At 68.6% G+C, this 17,119-nt stretch carries 14 protein-coding genes; 7 read left to right on the top strand and 7 right to left on the bottom strand.

The features are described from left to right. The first annotated feature begins 102 nt into the window (after nt 1-102). Complete coding sequence (locus tag WS89_RS15075; RefSeq protein WP_059791708.1) at nt 103-1,317, top strand: MFS transporter; 1,215 nt, start codon at nt 103-105, stop codon at nt 1,315-1,317. 120 nt (nt 1,318-1,437) lie between these two features. Here WS89_RS15075 and WS89_RS15080 read toward each other — a convergent pair whose 3' ends face one another. Beyond that, the gene (locus WS89_RS15080; RefSeq protein WP_059791710.1) at nt 1,438-2,328 is read right to left on the bottom strand and encodes a DMT family transporter; all 891 of its coding nucleotides are present in this window, start codon (nt 2,326-2,328) and stop codon (nt 1,438-1,440) included. Between the two features lie 134 nt (nt 2,329-2,462). Between WS89_RS15080 and WS89_RS15085 the strand changes: the two genes are divergently transcribed. Beyond that, nucleotides 2,463-3,398 (top strand): helix-turn-helix domain-containing protein, encoded by a 936-nt coding sequence (locus tag WS89_RS15085; protein WP_059791712.1) that lies wholly within the window; start codon nt 2,463-2,465, stop codon nt 3,396-3,398. Nucleotides 3,399-3,425: 27 nt separating this feature from the next. Here WS89_RS15085 and WS89_RS15090 read toward each other — a convergent pair whose 3' ends face one another. Then, nucleotides 3,426-4,637 (bottom strand): pyridoxal-phosphate-dependent aminotransferase family protein, encoded by a 1,212-nt coding sequence (locus WS89_RS15090; RefSeq protein WP_059791714.1) that lies wholly within the window; start codon nt 4,635-4,637, stop codon nt 3,426-3,428. Between the two features lie 737 nt (nt 4,638-5,374). On the opposite strand from WS89_RS15090, the gene WS89_RS15095 reads away from it, so the two are divergent. The 5 genes from WS89_RS15095 (at nt 5,375) to WS89_RS15115 (ending at nt 10,945) form a co-directional block, all read left to right on the top strand. Next, complete coding sequence (locus WS89_RS15095; protein ID WP_059791716.1) at nt 5,375-6,358, top strand: LysR family transcriptional regulator; 984 nt, start codon at nt 5,375-5,377, stop codon at nt 6,356-6,358. Between the two features lie 30 nt (nt 6,359-6,388). Further along, nucleotides 6,389-7,387, top strand: a complete 999-nt coding sequence (locus tag WS89_RS15100; RefSeq protein ID WP_059791718.1) for a 2-hydroxyacid dehydrogenase — start codon at nt 6,389-6,391, stop codon at nt 7,385-7,387. 172 nt (nt 7,388-7,559) lie between these two features. Further along, nucleotides 7,560-8,297 (top strand): 5,6-dimethylbenzimidazole synthase, encoded by a 738-nt coding sequence (gene bluB, locus WS89_RS15105; RefSeq protein WP_059791720.1) that lies wholly within the window; start codon nt 7,560-7,562, stop codon nt 8,295-8,297. Nucleotides 8,298-8,521: 224 nt separating this feature from the next. Then, nucleotides 8,522-9,691 (top strand): MFS transporter, encoded by a 1,170-nt coding sequence (locus tag WS89_RS15110; protein WP_059501087.1) that lies wholly within the window; start codon nt 8,522-8,524, stop codon nt 9,689-9,691. A 93-nt stretch (nt 9,692-9,784) separates the two neighbouring features. Beyond that, nucleotides 9,785-10,945, top strand: coding sequence for an MFS transporter (locus WS89_RS15115; RefSeq protein WP_059791722.1), 1,161 nt, complete (start codon nt 9,785-9,787; stop codon nt 10,943-10,945). Nucleotides 10,946-11,115: 170 nt separating this feature from the next. Here the strand turns inward: WS89_RS15115 and fahA are convergent, their stop codons facing one another. From fahA to WS89_RS15140, 5 genes are read right to left on the bottom strand one after another with little or no spacing between them, the layout of a single operon-like run. Further along, a complete protein-coding gene (gene fahA / locus WS89_RS15120) occupies nt 11,116-12,420 on the bottom strand; it encodes a fumarylacetoacetase (protein ID WP_059791724.1) in 1,305 nt (434 codons plus the stop codon). Next, nucleotides 12,417-13,751 (bottom strand): homogentisate 1,2-dioxygenase, encoded by a 1,335-nt coding sequence (hmgA, locus tag WS89_RS15125; protein WP_059791726.1) that lies wholly within the window; start codon nt 13,749-13,751, stop codon nt 12,417-12,419. The genes fahA and hmgA overlap by 4 nt, the downstream gene beginning before the upstream one ends. A gap of 15 nt (nt 13,752-13,766) precedes the next feature. After that, nucleotides 13,767-15,128, bottom strand: a complete 1,362-nt coding sequence (locus WS89_RS15130) for an MFS transporter (RefSeq protein WP_059501083.1) — start codon at nt 15,126-15,128, stop codon at nt 13,767-13,769. After that, the gene (locus tag WS89_RS15135) at nt 15,125-15,355 is read right to left on the bottom strand and encodes a DUF2783 domain-containing protein (RefSeq protein WP_034206533.1); all 231 of its coding nucleotides are present in this window, start codon (nt 15,353-15,355) and stop codon (nt 15,125-15,127) included. Before WS89_RS15135 ends, WS89_RS15130 begins: the two co-directional genes overlap by 4 nt. 27 nt (nt 15,356-15,382) lie before the next feature. After that, nucleotides 15,383-17,035, bottom strand: a complete 1,653-nt coding sequence (locus WS89_RS15140) for an FAD-dependent oxidoreductase (protein ID WP_059791965.1) — start codon at nt 17,033-17,035, stop codon at nt 15,383-15,385. Nucleotides 17,036-17,119: the final 84 nt, after the last annotated feature.

Raw genomic sequence — 17,119 nt, forward strand, 5'->3', positions numbered from 1 at the left:
CCCGGTTAACTAAACGGTACCTGCGTGAAAACCGGTTCCATGGGAAAATCCCGATTCCCTTCTCCGCCGTTTTCCGTTCGATTCGCCATTCGTTCCGACCCCATGTCAACCGATTCCGCCACACCGCCGCACAGCGGGTTCGCGGTCACGCTGCAAATCGTGTCCGTCGTCTGCTTCACGTTCATCTGCTACCTGACCATCGGCCTGCCGCTCGCGGTGCTGCCGGGCTTCGTCCACGACGACCTCGGCTTTTCCGCGATCGTCGCGGGCGGCGCGATCAGCGTCCAGTATTTCGCGACGCTCGCGTCGCGGCCGCTCGCCGGGCGCCTCGCCGATACGCTGGGGCCGAAGCAGACGGTGCTGCGCGGGCTGGTCGGCTGCGGCGTGTCGGGCGTGCTGCTGCTCGTCGCGCTGCTGCTCGCACACTGGCCGGTCGCGAGCCTCGTGCTGCTGATCGCGAGCCGGCTCGTGCTCGGCGTCGGCGAAAGCCTGTGCGGCACCGGCGCGATCCTGTGGGGCATCGGCCGGGTCGGCGTCGCGCACAACGCGAAGGTGATCTCGTGGAACGGCATCGCGACCTACGGCGCGCTCGCGCTCGGCGCGCCGGTCGGCGTCGCGATCGCCCATACGCTGAATCCGGCGCTGATCGGCGTGATCGTGATCGCGCTGGCCGCGCTCGGCTTCTACCTCGCCCGCCTGATCGCCGCCGTGCCGCTCGTGCACGGCGAACGGATGTCGTATGCGAGCGTGTTCACGCGCGTGCTGCCGCACGGCCTCGGCCTCGCGCTCGGCTCGGCCGGCTTCGGCTCGATCGCGACGTTCGTCACGCTGTACTACGCGGCGCGCCACTGGCCGAACGCCGCGCTGTCGCTGACCGTGTTCGGCACGCTGTTCATCGGCGCGCGCCTGCTGTTCGCGAACACGATCAAGACCCACGGCGGCTTCCGCGTCGCGATCGTGTCGTTCGCGTTCGAATGCGCGGGCCTCGTGCTGCTGTGGCTCGCGCCGGTGCCGCACGTCGCGCTCGTCGGCGCGGCACTGACGGGCTTCGGCTTCGCGCTGATCTTCCCGGCGCTCGGCGTCGAGGCCGTCGCACTCGTGCCGCCCGCGAGCCGCGGCGCGGCGCTGTCCGCGTATTCGGTGTTCCTCGACCTGTCGCTCGGCATCACCGGCCCGCTCGCCGGCTATGTCGCGGGCGCGTTCGGCTATCCGCAGGTGTTCCTGTTCGCGGCGGTGGCCGCCGCCGCGGGCGTCGCGCTGTCGATGGTGCTGTATCAGCGGCAGACGCGTGTGGCGGGAAGCGGCGCGGCGGCTTGATCACGCCGCTCGCCCCACGGCGGCCAGTTGCGAAAGTCGCGGCGCCGTCGCGTCAAAAAGAAAACGCCTGCATCGCGCAGGCGTTTTTTTATATGGCGGCCGTTGCGATGGCCGGCGCGGTCACGCCGTCCGCAGAAACAACCGGCGCGTGAGATCGAACGCGACGAGATTGCCGGCCACCACGAGCAGCAGCCCGATCACCGCGAGCGGCGACCATTGGTAGCCCTCGAACACCGTCGACACGGCCAGCGCGACGATCGGGAACAGCACCGTGCAGTACGCGGCGCGCTCCGGCCCGATCCGGCCGACGAGCGTCAGGTAGGCGGTGAAGCCGATCACCGAGCCCGGCACGGCCAGGTACACGAGCGCGCCGAGATAGCGCGGGCTCATGTCGAGCGTGAACGGCATTCCGGCCACCGCGCTGCCGACGGTCAGGATCGCCGCGCCGATCAGCATCGCCCAGCCGTTGGTCGCGAGCGGGTGCAGCCCCATCGACTGCATCCGGCTCGACAGCAGGTTGCCCGCCGAGAAACACATCGTGCCGGCGAACGCGATCGCGAGCCCGATCCACGTCGCGTGATCGTCGAGATGGCCGGCCATCTGCTGCCAGAACAGGCATGCGATGCCGGTCAGACCGAGCAGCGCGCCGGCGATCGCCGACGGCCGCAGCGGGCGGCCCATGAACAGCCGGCCGTTGATCGAGTTCAACAGCGGCGCGGTCGAGAAGATCACCGCGACGAGCCCGCTCGGCACGACCTGCTCCGCATAGTAGAAGCACAGGAAATTCAGGCAGAACAGCGCGAAGCCCTGCGCGACGAGAAAGCGCCACGCTTCGCGCGGCGGGCGCACCGGCCGGCGCATCACGCGCAGCAGGGCGAACAGCACGGCGGCCGCGAGCCAGAAGCGCCACGCGATCGACACGGGCGGCGGCACCGAGCCGAGTTGCCACTTGATCGCGATCCAGGTGGTGCCCCAGATCAGCACGGTGACGAAATAAAGCGACAGGTTCATGGCGACAATCCGGGAAATCGGGTGAATCGGGATCCCGACTATGCCGCCGCACCGCGCGTGCCGATTGTCCGGAATTGCGGTCTTTTTCGGGACCCCGCGCACGCGGTCGCGCGGCCGCTTATACTCGGCGCATCATGAGTCCCTCCCTCTGCGCCCCGCCCGTCGACCGCGCCGCCGCCCTGGCCGGCGGCGATCTGCCGTTCGGCCTGCAGTCGGTCTGCCGCACGCTCGCCGACGCGAACGCGACGCTCGAGCGCTTCGCGTGGCTCGGCGACCATCTCGCGATCGCCGAATGGACGCGGATCACCGACGAAAGCGAGACGATCTACGAGCAGCCCGGTCACCACACGCTGTCGTGCTACCTCGACGGCGGCTACCGGACCGAGCGCCAGCGCGTGCCGCGCTACGGCGCGCCGAGCCTGCTGTGCGCATTGCCGGGCGACCATGAATCGCGCTGGTGGGTGCGCGGCGAAATGCATTTCATCCACCTGTATTTCCTGCCCGAACACTTCACGCAGCGCGCGATCCGCGAGCTCGACCGCGAACCGCGCGAACTGAAGCTGGCCGATCGCACCTATTTCGAGGATGCGCGCGTCGCCGCGCTGCTGCGCTCGCTCGCGCTCGACGGCTGGGACGATGCCGACGACCGGCTGCGCGCGAACGAAACCGCGCATGACGTGCTGAGCCTGCTGCTGCGCGGCCAGAGCACGACGCGCACCGACACGTCGTTCCGCGGCGGGCTCGCGCCGGCCGTGCGCCGCCGCGTGCGCGACTACATCGACACGTACCTGACGCAGCCGCTGACGCTCGGCGAACTCGCCGAGGTCGCCGCGCTGTCCGAATACCATTTCTCGCGGATGTTCCGGCTGTCGTTCGGCCGTGCGCCGCACGCATGGGTGGCCGAGCAACGGCTCGCTCGGGCACGCGAGTTGCTGCGCACGACGGCGCTGCCGCTCGCGCAGATCGCGGCCGACTGCGGCTACGCGAACGCCGGCCACTTCAGCCATCGCTTTCGCGACGCGCACGGCACGACGCCGAATACGTACCGGCGCGCGATGCAGGGCCGCTGAGCGCGGCCCCGTGGCGCTGTTCCGCGCTTACGCGCCGCGCCGCGACAGTTCCTGTTCGAGCGCGGCGACGCCGGCCGGCAGGTCGACCGGCACCTTCAGGTCGACCATCGTGCGGCCGAACGCATGCAGCGTGCGGAACAGGTTGTGTTCGCGGCACTGCTCGCCCATCTGTCCGATCCGCACGATCGGCAACCCGAACGAACCCGAGATCTCGACCTGGTACTGCTTCGAGATATGGCCGCAGACCATTCCCGGCGTGAGCCCCTCCGGCGTCTCGATCCCGACCACCGAATTGAGCCGGCAGTCCTTCGGCGCATAAAGCTTGAGCCCCATCGATTCGACACCCGCCTGCAGCGCCAGCGAGCAGCGCAGGTGGCGCGCGAAGCGGCTTTCGAGCGTCTCCGCGCAGACGAGCCGCAGCGCCTCGTGCAGCGCGAGCACGCCCGACACGGGCGCCGTGTAGTGATAGCCGGCGTTGTGCCAGAAGTTCTCCGCGAGCGCCATGTCGAGGCACCAGTGCGCATTCGGCTCGGGGCGCTTCTTCATGCGTTCCCACGCGGCATCGGAAAACGCGATCAGCGACACGCCCGGAATCGACGACAACCCCTTCTGGCCGCCGGTGATCACCGCGTCGATGCCCCACGCGTCCATCTCGAGCGGCATCGTCGACAGCGTGCACACCGCGTCGACGACCACCAGCGCGCCGGCCGCCTTCGCGAGCGCGGCGATGTCGCGCAGGTCGCGGTTCCATACGGTGTTCGACGTCTCGCCCTGCACGATCGTGACGATCTCGGGCCGCTCGCGGGCGATCGCGTCGGCGATCTCGTCGAGGCTCGCGACCGCGCGGTCGGCGACTTCGAGCGTCGCGACGTCGGCGCCGACGCGCGTGGCCATCTCGGCCATCCGCGCGCTGAAGAAGCCGTTGCGGATCGACAGCACGCGCGTGCCGCGCCACGCGAGGTTCGAGATCGCCATTTCCATCGCGGCCGAGCCGGGGCCCGCAACGCCGAGCACCCACTTCGTGCGGGTCTGGAACACGTAGCGCGCCATCTCCTTCACCTGCTCGATGATCTTCGCCATCGTCGCGCCGAGATGGTTGATCACGATCGTGTTCGCCTTGGCCACCGCGGCCGGGATCGGAACCGGGCCGGCCCCCATCATCAGCAGCGGTTCTTCGGGCAGGATCGCGTCGAGCGGCACGACGACGGGACAGGGAATCGGCGAATAATCGATGGACATGGCTGGAAAAAGGTGAGGAAAGGAAAATGCTCGGACGCCCGTGACATGGCACGGCGAACTGGTCGATCATTCCGCGTTCCGCCGCCCCGCGCAAGAGGCACGCACGTCCGGACAGCGCGACGCCGGCCGGTCGCCGGACCGGGCCAGCCGGTTGCGCCACGACCCGCCGGATTGAAAAAGGGATTGCCGGCCGGTTCCGAAACGGTTCCATTCGAGTTCCGCCCGCACGATTTTCTCCGTCAATATCGGCAACGATTCGCCGACACCGGCGGTTCAGCCGGATTCTCGGTTCGAACGAAATGGAGCGGTCACCTGATACAAATCGCGGAGCGAATTCGATACACAAAATCCGAACGTGGAAAAAACATCCACTATTGCGGCATGTATTGGGGAGCGATTCCGAAATTGCCCTGTCACGGTTCGCATGAATTTAGCTCAACACGTTGATTGGAATAGGCAATCCCGGCCGCCTCGGCGCTTATTCCAATACCGCACCGTTTTTCCCGGGAGGATCTTGCTGCATTGCAGCGTTAAACCGGTACTCGCGATTTCGATTTTACGCAAGCCGCCCATTTTCTCAGGTTGACGGATATCGGTTCCGTATTGAACAATCGTCTGCGGAATCGAAATTCGATTTTCGATACGAGGGAGAGCTGGGGCCGCACAATGCGCTTTCGATGTCGTGCGGCGATAAATCACAACCAAAATCAATCAACCGGGCCAGAAATACGCAAGCCATGAACCAGATTCAGACCATGCGTGTATTCGTCTGCGTCGCCGAACAGCAAAGCTTTCGGCGCGCGGCGCACCATCTCGGCGTGTCCAATGCGCTCGTCACGCGTTCGATCGCGATGCTCGAGGGCCACCTGAACACACGGCTGATCCATCGCACCACGCGCAACCTGTCGCTCACCGAGGCCGGCGTGCGCTACCTCGATGGTTGCCGCGCGCTGCTCGAGGAATTCGACCACCTCGAATCGTCGGTCGCGCATGCTGCGCGCGAACCGGCCGGCACGCTGCGCGTCGTCGCGTCGGGGCTGCTGTCGCCGCTGGCGCTGACACCGCTCGTCAGCAGCTTCCGGCACCGCTATCCGGAGCTGCGCGTGCAGCTGACCGTCGCCGAAGGCCCGCTCGACGTACTCGATTCGGGCTACGACGTCGGCATCGTCACCGGCACCCGGCTCGACGGCAACCCGTCGCTGATCGGCCATGCGCTCGCGCCGAACCCGTTCGTCGCGTGCGCGGCGCCGGCCTATCTCGACCGGCGCGGCGAGCCGCGCGTGCCCGACGATCTACCGGGCCACGACTGGGTCACGCTCGCGCCGCACCAGCACGCACCGACGTGGCAACTGGTCGGTCACGACGGCGTCGCCCATTCGGTCACGGTGCGCCCGGCCTGCACGGTCAACCAGCTCGCGCTCGTGCAGGCGGCGGCCGTGGCCGGCGCCGGCATCGCGGTGCTGCCCGAGCCGTGCGTGGCCGACGCGCTCAACCACGGCACGCTCGTGCGGCTGATGGCCGGCTACCGGATCGACGATCCCGACGCGCAGTTGTCGCTCGTCTATCCGAACCGCCAGTACGTGCCGGCCCGCACGCGCAGCTTCGTCGAGCACGCACTCGAGCACTTCGGCGCGCCGGCCGCCCGCGAGCGGACGGACTACGGCTTCCTGCGGCCGGTGCGCGGGCCCGAACACGCCGATATCGTCACGGGCCTGCAGTAAACTGCGCGCGTCAGCCATCGGAGGTGCAGCGTGCGCGTGATCCTGTTCAGCAGCCGGCAGTACGACGACGATTCATTCACCGCCGCCAACCGGCAGTTCGGCTATCGGCTGCACTTCCAGCCGTCGCACCTCGACGCGGAAACGGCGATCCTCGCGCACGGCTATGACGTCGTCTGCCCGTTCGTCAACGACACCGTCGATGCGGCCGTGCTCGAGCGGCTCGCCGACGGCGGCACGCGGCTGATCGCGCTGCGCTCGGCGGGCTTCAACCATGTCGACCTCGCCGCCGCCGAACGGCTCGGCATCGCGGTCGTACGCGTGCCCGCGTATTCGCCGCACGCGGTCGCCGAGCACGCGGTCGCACTGATCCTCGCGCTCAACCGCCGCCTGCCGCGCGCCGTCGCACGCACGCGCGAAGGCGATTTCTCGCTGAACGGGCTGCTCGGCTTCGACCTGCACGGCAAGACCGTCGGCGTGATCGGCACCGGCATCATCGGCAGCGTGTTCGCGAAGATCATGATGGGTTTCGGGATGCACGTGCTCGCGCACTCGATGCCGCCGTACAACGACGAGCTGATCGCGTTCGGCGCGCGCTACGTCGAGCTCGACGAGTTGCTGCATCACGCCGACATCGTCAGCCTGCATTGCCCGCTGCTGCCGTCGACACACCACCTGATCGACGAACGAACGCTCGCGCGGATGAAGCACGGCGCGATGCTGATCAACACGGGGCGCGGCGGCCTCGTCGATGCGCAGGCGCTGATCGACGCGCTCAAGAGCGGCCAGCTCGGCCATCTCGGGCTCGACGTGTACGAAGAGGAAAGCGGGCTTTTCTTCGAGGATCACTCCGACCTGCCGCTGCAGGACGACGTGCTCGCGCGCCTGCTGACGTTCCCGAACGTGATCGTCACGTCACACCAGGCATTCTTCACGCGCGAGGCGCTGGCCGAGATCGCGCACACGACGCTACTGAACATCGAGGCGTGGCATGCGGGCGCGCCGCAGAACGTTGTCATGCCAAACCGTTGAGAAATAGCCCGTTTGACGGCCAGCAGCGCATCCGCAATCGTTTGCTTCTGCCCATTGCCACTCACCGCACCCAACCTCGTCAACAATTGAGTGCATTGTTTCGCGTGAAGTAACGTTTCGTGCGCGCCGTCTGTTATCGTTGCGCCGACGTCCTTCCCTGCCTTTGCCGCTCATGCGTTTCGACGATTCCGACATCGCCGCCGTCTATCGCGCCATCTTCGAACGGCGCGACATGCGCCACTTCACGCCGGCGCCCGTCGATCCGGCCGTGCTCGCGCGGCTGCTGCGCGCGGCGCACCACGCACCGAGCGTCGGTTTCATGCAGCCGTGGCGCTTCATCCGCGTCACCGATCCCGCATTGCGCACCGCCATTCACGCGCTGGTCGAGGCCGAGCGCCGCGCGACCGCCGACGCGCTCGGCGAGCGTCAGGACGAATTCATGCGGCTGAAGGTCGAGGGCGTGCGCGAATGCGGCGAGCTCCTGGTCGTCGCGCTCGCCGACGGCCGCGAACGCCATGTGTTCGGCCGCCGCACGCTGCCGGAGATGGATCTGGCATCCGCCTCATGCGCGATCCAGAACATGTGGCTCGCGGCGCGCGCGGAAGGCCTCGGGATGGGCTGGGTGTCGCTGTTCGACGTCGATGCGCTGCGCACGCTGCTGCGGATGCCCGACGGCGCGAAGCCGATCGCCGTGCTGTGCATCGGGCACGTCGATGCGTTCTATGCGAAGCCGATGCTCGAAGCAGAACGCTGGGCCGCGCGGATGCCGATCGAAGCCTGCCTGTTCGAGAACGGCTGGGACGCGCCGGCGGCGATCGACGGGGCCGGATCGGCTGCGTCGCCGGCAGATGCTGAAATCGAAAAAACCTCGGCCGCGATACCCGACGGGGCGCCCGAACGCATCGCCTGATGCACGGTTCGGCAGCCACCATCGTGCCGCTACCGAATCGCCGCCGATCCCACGGGGGGAAGCTCCCCGCCCGCCGCCCCGTCGCACGCCGGCAACAACCGTTTTGGCCCCAAGCATAGGGGTTTTCACTGAAGTAGAATCGCGGCTGACGTTCGCCTGACCGACCGCCCGTCCCGCGCATCCCGCGCCTGGCTCGAGCGGCATCCTTTCCCGAGCCTACCGCGATGCCCCTGCCTCTTTTCGCCCTTGCCGTCGCCGCATTTGGAATCGGTACCACCGAATTCGTGATCATGGGCCTGCTGCCGAACGTCGCGCGCGACCTCGGCGTGTCGATCCCGGCCGCCGGAATGCTCGTGTCGGGCTACGCGCTCGGCGTGACGGTCGGCGCGCCGATCCTCGCGATCGTCACCGCGAAGATGCCGCGCAAGCGTGCGCTGATGGGTCTGATCGGGCTGTTCATCGCGGGCAACCTGTTCTGCGCGATCGCGCCCGGCTACGCGGTGCTGATGGCCGCGCGCGTCGTCACCGCGTTCTGCCACGGTGCGTTCTTCGGCATCGGCTCGGTGGTCGCGAGCAACCTCGTCGCGCCGAACCGCCGCGCGCAGGCGATCGCGCTGATGTTCACCGGCCTCACGCTCGCGAACGTGCTCGGCGTGCCGCTCGGCACCGCGCTCGGCCAGGCGTTCGGCTGGCGCGCGACGTTCTGGGCCGTCACCGGCATCGGCATCGCCGCGGCCGCCGCGCTCGCGGTGTGCCTGCCGAAAAATCTCGCGATGCCCGACACCAGCATCACGCGCGAATTCAGCGTGCTGAAGCACCCACAGGTGCTGATGGTGCTCGGCATCAGCGTGCTCGCGTCCGCGAGCCTGTTCAGCGTGTTCACGTACATCACGCCGATCCTCGAGGACGTGACGGGCTTCTCGCCACGCCAGGTCACCTACGTGCTGCTGCTGTTCGGCCTCGGCCTGACGGTCGGCGGTACGCTCGGCGGCAAGCTCGCCGACTGGCGCCGGATGCCGTCGCTGATCGCGACGCTCGCGCTGATCGGCATCGTCCTCTCGCTGTTCGCGGGCACGATGCATCTGCCGTTCGCCGCGCTCGCGACGATTTTCGTGTGGGGTATCCTCGCGTTCGCGATCGTGCCGCCGCTGCAGATCATGATCGTCGATCGCGCGAGCGACGCGCCGAACCTCGCATCGACGCTGAACCAGGGCGCGTTCAACCTCGGCAACGCGACCGGCGCGTGGCTCGGCGGCATGGCGATCGGCTCCGGCGTGTCGCTCGTGAACCTGCCGTGGGTCGGCGTCGCGATGGCCGTCGCCGCGCTCGCGCTCACGCTGTGGTCGGCGTCGCTCGAACGTCGCCCGGTGGCCGTGCCGACCGAATACGTGTAACGCGACCCTGCCGCGATCGTTGCGGACACAACTCCATCCGAACCTGACGGCCTTCATGGACCTTTCAACGATCGCGGTGTAGCATCGCGGCCGATGAAAGCCATTCTCAATCGCGATTTCCTCGCGCTGATCCTGAGCGTCGCGGTCGTCGGCCTCGGCACCGGCGCCACGCTGCCGCTCACGGCACTTGCACTGACCGAAGCCGGACACGGCACCAACGTCGTCGGCATGCTGACGGCCGCGCAGGCCCTCGGCGGCCTCGCGATCGTCCCGTTCGTCACCGCGCTCGCGCGGCATATCGGCGCGCGCCGCGCGATCGTCGTGTCGGTCATGCTGCTCGCGGCCGCCACCGCGCTGATGCAGTTCACGTCGAACCTGGTCCTGTGGGGCGTGCTGCGCGTGCTGTGCGGCGCCGCGCTGATGCTGCTGTTCACGATCGGCGAGGCGTGGGTCAACCAGCTCGCCGACGATTCGACGCGCGGCCGCGTCGTCGCGATCTACGCGACCAATTTCACGCTGTTCCAGATGGCGGGCCCCGTGCTCGTCAGCCAGATCGCCGGCGCGACGAGCATCCGCTTCGCGCTGTGCGGCGCGCTGTTCCTGCTCGCGCTGCCGACGCTCGCGACGATCCGCCGTGCGCCGCTCGCCGGCGACGACGCGCATCACGACGCGCACGGCCGCTGGCTCGACGTGCTGCCGCGCATGCCCGCGCTGATCATCGGCACCGGCTTCTTCGCGCTGTTCGATACGCTCGCGCTGTCGCTGCTGCCGCTCTACGCGATGGATCACGGCGTCGCGAGCGCGACCGCCGTGCTGCTCGCGTCGATCATGCTGTTCGGCGATACCGCGATGCAATTCCCGATCGGCTGGCTCGCGGACAAGCTCGGCCGCGAACGCGTGCACCTCGGCGCCGGCTGGATCGTGCTCGCGGGCCTGCCGCTGCTGCCGTTCGTGATCGCGAACCCGTGGCTGTGCTGGCCGCTGCTGTTCGTCCTCGGCGCGGCGGCCGGCAGCATCTATACGCTGTCGCTCGTCGCATGCGGCGAGCGTTTCCGCGGCGCGGCGCTCGTCACCGCGAGCTCGCTCGTGTCGGCGTCGTGGAGCGCCGCGAGCTTCGGCGGCCCGCTGGTTGCGGGCGCGTTGATGGAGCAACTGGGCAGCAACGCGCTGATCGGCGTGCTGGTCGCCTGCGTCGCCGCGTTCGTCGCGGCCGCATTGTGGGAACGGCGCGCGGCGGTGCAACGCGCGGTCTGATGCAGATTGGCGTTGGCGTTGGCGTTGGCGCGCAACATCATGCGTCGATACGCGTCAGCCCGCTCGCACCCATCCTCCGGTCAACGAAAAACGGTCCGCGCAATGCGGACCGTCCCGTCATTCCGTACTAGCGTGGCCGGCCTGCGCGTGACTTCCCGCACTGCGGTCCGTCAAGCACGCCGCGCCGGCAAAATCTTGCCCGCACACGTGCCGAAGCCGACGCGATAGCCGTCGCCCTGGCACCAGCCGGCAAGCGTCAGCTCGTCGCCGTCCTCGATGAACGTGCGGCTGCCACCGCCGTTCAGCGCGACCGGCTCCTTGCCGTTCCACGTCAGTTCGAGCAGGCTGCCGAACGAATCCTTGGTCGGCCCGCTGATCGTGCCCGAACCCATCAGGTCGCCCACGCGGGTGTTGCAGCCGGCCACCGTGTGATGCGCCAACTGCTGCGCCATCGTCCAGTACATGTGCTTGAAGTTCGTTCGGCAGATCGACGTCGCTTCGGCTGCCCCCTCGGCCCGTAGCGTCACCTCCAACGCGATGTCGAACGCATGCTTGCCCGCATGCCGCAGATACGCGAGCGGTTGCGGCGACTGCTCCGGCTGCGCGACGCGGAACGGTTCGAGCGCGTCGAGCGTGACGATCCACGGCGAGATCGTCGTCGCGAAGCCCTTCGAGTTGAACGGGCCGAGCGGCACGTACTCCCACTGCTGGATGTCGCGCGCGCTCCAGTCGTTCAGCAGCACCATCCCGAAGATATGCGCTTCCGCGTCCTCGCACGCGATCGGCTCGCCGAGCGCGTTGCCTTTCCCGACGATGAAGCCCGTCTCCAGTTCGATGTCGAGCTTCCGGCATGCGCCGAACACCGGGCGCTCCTGGTCGGGCAGCTTCAGTTGCCCGTTCGGGCGCCGCACCGGCGTGCCGCTCACGACCACCGACGACGCGCGGCCGTTGTAGCCGATCGGCATCTCCGACCAGTTCGGCAGCAGCGCATTCTTCGGATCGCGGAACATCGAGCCGACGTTGGTCGCGTGCTCTTTCGACGAATAGAAATCGGTGTAGCCGGGAATCTCGACCGGCAGATGCAGCGTCGCGTCGTGCTGTGCGACGAGCACCTGCGCACGCAGCGCCGCATCGTCACGCAGCGTCGCGTTGTCGCGCGAGAACAGCGCCGACAGTTGCACACGCACGCTGCGCCACGTGTCGCGACCGAGCGCGATGAACGCGTTGAGCGTCGGCGCGGCGAATGCATCGGCGCCGGCCGGCAGCGTCACGAGGCCCGCACGCGCGAGCGCCGCGAGGTCGACAATCTGGTCGCCCAGCGCGACGCCGGCACGGCGCGCCGGTTGCTTCGCATCGCTGAAGATCCCGAACGGCAGGTTCTGGATCGGGAAATCGCAGGCGGGATCGTTCGCGGTCTCGACCCAGCTCTTGCGAGCCGGGTCGAGCGTCGCGCGCCAGTCTTGGGTATCGCTCACTTTTGCTCCGGATTGAAGTGTTTCTTGATGCCTTGCCAACATTCGAAGTAATCGGCCTGCAGCTGCGCGGTGTCGAGCGCGTAGCGCGTCGGCCGGATCAGCGTGCGGGTTTCGAACATGAACGCCATCGTCGCGTCGACCTTGTGCGGCTTCGTCGTATCGCTCGCGGACGCCTTCTCGAACGTGTCCGCATCGGGCCCGTGGCCCGACATGCAGTTGTGCAGGCTCGCACCGCCCGGCACGAAGCCCTCGGCCTTCGCGTCGTACGCGCCGTGCACGAGCCCCATGAATTCGCTCGCGACGTTGCGGTGGAACCACGGCGGGCGGAACGTATCCTCGGCCGCGAGCCAGCGCGGCGGGAAGATCACGAAGTCGATCGTGTCGACGCCCGGCGTGTCGCTCTGCGCCTGCAGCACGAGGAAGATCGACGGATCGGGATGGTCGAAGCTGATCGAGCCGATCGTGTTGAACAGGCGCAGGTCGTATTTATACGGTGCGTAGTTGCCGTGCCATGCGACGACGTCGAGCGGCGAATGGCCGATGTCCGCGCGCCAGAGGCGCCCGTTCAGCTTCGCGATCAGCTCGAACGCACCTTCGCGGTCTTCGTAGGCGGCCTGCGGCGTCAGGAAATCGCGCGGGTTCGCGAGCCCGTTCGAGCCGATCGGGCCGAGATCCGGCAGGCGCAGCAGCGCGCCGAAGTTCTCGCAGATATAGCCGCGCGCGTCGCCGTCCGGCAGCGCGACGGCAAAACGCACGCCGCGCGGAATCACCGCGATCTCGAACGGCTCGACGTCGAGCCGGCCCAATTCGGTCGCGATGAACAGGCGCCCCTGCTGCGGCACGATCAGCAGTTCGCCGTCCGCGCTGTAGAAGAAGCGGTCCTGCATCGAGCGGTTCGCCGCATACACGTGGATCGCGCAGCCGTTCATCGCGGCGGCCGAGCCGTTGCCGGCCATCGTCACGAGGCCGTCGACGAAATCGGTCGGCTCGACCGGCATCGGCAGCGGATCCCAGCGCAACTGGTTCGGCGGCGTCGGCGGCACGTCGGCCGAATCGGCGAAATCCGACACGAGCCGCTGCGGGCCCGCATACGGCTCGAACGGCCGGTGCACGGCGGCCGGGCGGATCCGGTACAGCCACGAGCGGCGGTTGTGGCCGCGCGGTGCGGTAAACGCGGTGCCCGACAACTGCTCCGCGTACAGCCCGTACGGCGCGCGCTGCGGCGAGTTGCGGCCGTGCGGCAGCGCTCCGGGCAGCGCCTCGGTCGCGAATTCGTTCGCGAAACCGCTCAGGTAGCCGGCGGTCGCCGGTTTCGACAGGTCAAGCGTCATCGTTTCCTTTCTCCATCAATTCAGGGCGGCGTTCGGCGCCTGCGCGCCGCTGCGTCGCGTGACGCCCGCCAGGCCCAGCACGAACAGCGCCGAGCACAGCACGGGCACCGCGGCCGCGTGGAACAGCGCGCCGTTCGACCAGTTGAGCGCAATCAATTGCCCGCCGACGAGCGGCCCGAGCACCGAGCCGATCCGGCCGATGCCGAGGCTCCAGCCGATACCGGTCGAGCGCAGCGACGTCGGGTAATACTGGCCCGCGAGCGCGTTCACGGCCGGCTGCCCGCCGACTACGCAGAACCCGCCCGCGAACACGACCACCAGCAGCCACGGCAGCGCATGCGCGACCGAGCCGATCAGCCCCACCGACACGGCCGCGCACACGAAGCACGCGAACAGCACGCGCACGAAACCATGACGTTCGATGAACCAGCCAAGCGACAGCGTGCCGATCACGCCGCCCGTCTGCAGCACCGTGCCGACGATCACCGCCGTGCTCGGCGAATAGCCGGCGTCGCGCATCACGGTCGGCAGCCAGTTCGACAGGAAGTACAGGTCGATCAGGTTCATGAAGCTGATGGCCCACAGCAGCAACGTGACCGGCAGGCGGCCATGGCGGAACAGCTCGGCGACCGGCGCGCCGCTCGCGGCACGCTCGCGCACGACGAGCCGCGTATTCGCATCGATGCCGGCTTGCGGCGCGAACCGCGCGAGCCAGTCGCGCGCCTGCGCGACGCGCCCTTTCAGCACCAGGAACTGCAGCGACTCGGGCAGCCGCGCGAGCATCGCGATCGTCAGCACGAGCGGCACCGCGCCGCCGACGAAGAACACCGAACGCCAGCCGAGCGCCGGAATCAGCGCCGCGCTGATGAAGCCGCCGACCGCCGCGCCGAGCGTGAAGCCGCACGACACGATCATCATTCGCTTCACGCGATGCGCGGCCGGGCTGAACTCGCCGACCAGCGCCATCGCGTTCGGCATGATGCAGCCGAGGCCGAGGCCGGTGACGAAGCGCAGCGCCATCAGCACGGGGATCGAGCTCGCGAACGGCGTCGCGAGCATCGTCGCCGCGAAGAACAGCGTCGAGCCGATCAGCACCGGGCGCCGGCCGATCCGGTCGGCCAGCACCGACAGCCCGAGCGCGCCGAGCAGCATCCCGAACAGGCTCGCGCTGAACACCGGCCCGAGCGCCTGCTTCGGCACGCCCCATTCGGCGATCACGCTCGGTGCGACGTAGCCCATCGCCTGCGCATCGAAGCCGTCGATCACGAGGCATAGCCCACACAGCATCAGCAGCATCCAGTGAAAACCCGGGCGATGGGTCTCGTCGATCACGCGCTCGACTTCGAGCACGCGCGCGTCGGCCGGCGCCGCGCTCATTGCGCGACCTCGGCGGCCGGATGCACGGGCGGCGTCACGCCCTGGCGCGCGAGCGCCATCGCTTCGCGCAGCACGTCGGCGTCGCCGACCTGGTTCGCGAGCAACAGGATCAGCTTCGCGTTGACGAGCTGGCTGTCGGCATCCGACAGGTCGCGATGCATGTCGATCAGCGCTTCGTAGAACGCGTCGGGGTCGGCCAGGCGCGGGCGGGTATCGAGTGGGGGCATGACGGTGTCTCCGGTGTCTTTGTCGTATCAGCGGGCGCAGGTCGCGCGCGCCAGTGCGTCGGCAATCGCCTGACGGTCGAGCGTGCGCGTGCGTGCGCAGACGTGCTGGTCGGGGCGCAACAGGTAGAACGTGCCGGGCTGCGCGTCGTAGCGCCGCGCGGCGAGCCCGTCGACGTCCTCCACGACGTCGACGCCGGCCACCGGCTGCGCGTGCCCGGCCGGCACGACGAGCACGGGACGCACCGGCAGCGCGAGACCGCCGACGGCCTGCGCGAGCGCCGCCGCGTCGCCCGGCAAGCCGAACAGCACGCCGGTGAAGCCGCCGCGCAGATGCTGCAGCAGCCATCCCCGCGCACCCTGCACGCGCACCGGCGCATCGGCCGCCGCCGCGCCCGGCCGCATCGCGCACGCGAATGCGTCGCCGCCGCGGTCCGGCGTGTTGAGCGGCGAATCGGCGAGCACGGCCGGCACCGACAGGCGCCCGCTGTTCACCAGCTTGCGCGCGAACTCGCAGTCGCGCGCAAGCTTCAGCGTCGCATCACGAAACACGCGCGACACCGCGCTCTTCGGCGTGATGAAGTCGGTCGAGCGCGTCGAGTGGCGGATGTTCTCGTCGGCCGCAAACTCGCGCTCGCTCGCATACGTATCGAGCAGGCTGTCGGCGGAATGGCCGTCGAGCACCAGCTTCAGCTTCCACGCGAGGTTGTCCGCGTCCTGCACGCCGCTGTTCGCGCCGCGCGCGCCGAACGGCGACACGCCGTGCGCGGAATCGCCCGCGAACAGCACGCGGCCGTGACGGAACGTGTCCATCCGCTGGCAGCGGAACGTATAAACGCTCACCCACTCGAGCTCGAACTCGACGTCCGGCCCGAGCAGCGCGCGCACGCGCGGGATCACGCGCTCCGGCTGCTTCTCGGCGACGGGATCGGCATCCCAGCCGAGCTGGAAGTCGATGCGCCACACGTTGTCGGGCTGGCGGTGCAGCAGCACTGACTGGTTGCGGTGAAACGGCGGATCGAACCAGAACCAGCGCTCGGTCGGAAACTCCGCCTTCATCTTCACGTCGGCGATCAGAAAGCGGTCCTTGAACGTGCGGCCGCGGCTTTCCAGACCCATCATCGTGCGCATCGGGCTGCGCGAGCCGTCGGCCGCGATCACGTACTGGGCGCGCAGCGTCGCGACGCCGTCCGGCGTCTCGACCGTCAGCACCGCGTGTTCGGCCGACTGCTCGATACCCGTCACCTTGTGCTTCCAGTGGATGTCGATGTTCGGCAGCTCGAGCGCGCGATCGGCCAGATAGCCTTCGACGTAGTACTGCTGCAGGTTGATGAACGCGGGGCGCGCATGCCCTTCCTCGGGCAGCAGGTCGAACGCGTAAAGCTGCTCGTCCTGCAGGAACACCTTGCCGACGTGCCAGCTCACGCCCTTGTCGACGAAGCGCTCGCCGCAGCCGAGCCGGTCGAAGATCTCGAGCGTGCGCTTCGCGAAGCAGATCGCGCGCGAGCCGGTCGACAGCGTGTCGTCGTCGTCGAGCAGCACGACGGGCACGCCCTGCTGCGCGAGGTCGATCGCGGCCGCGAGGCCCACCGGGCCCGCGCCGACGACGATCACCGGGTGGACGGCCGCGTCGTGCGCGCGGGCGCGGTACTCGAACTTCAGCGTCTGGTAATCGATGCTCATGGTCGCCATCCGCTCCTCAACCGCGCCGTGCGCGCACCGCCGCGCCCGTCGTCCCGCCCCTCTCCTGCCGGCGCGCCTGCCCGC

Source organism: Burkholderia sp. MSMB1072 (genome assembly GCF_001524725.1).
Taxonomy (GTDB): Bacteria; Pseudomonadota; Gammaproteobacteria; order Burkholderiales; family Burkholderiaceae; genus Burkholderia.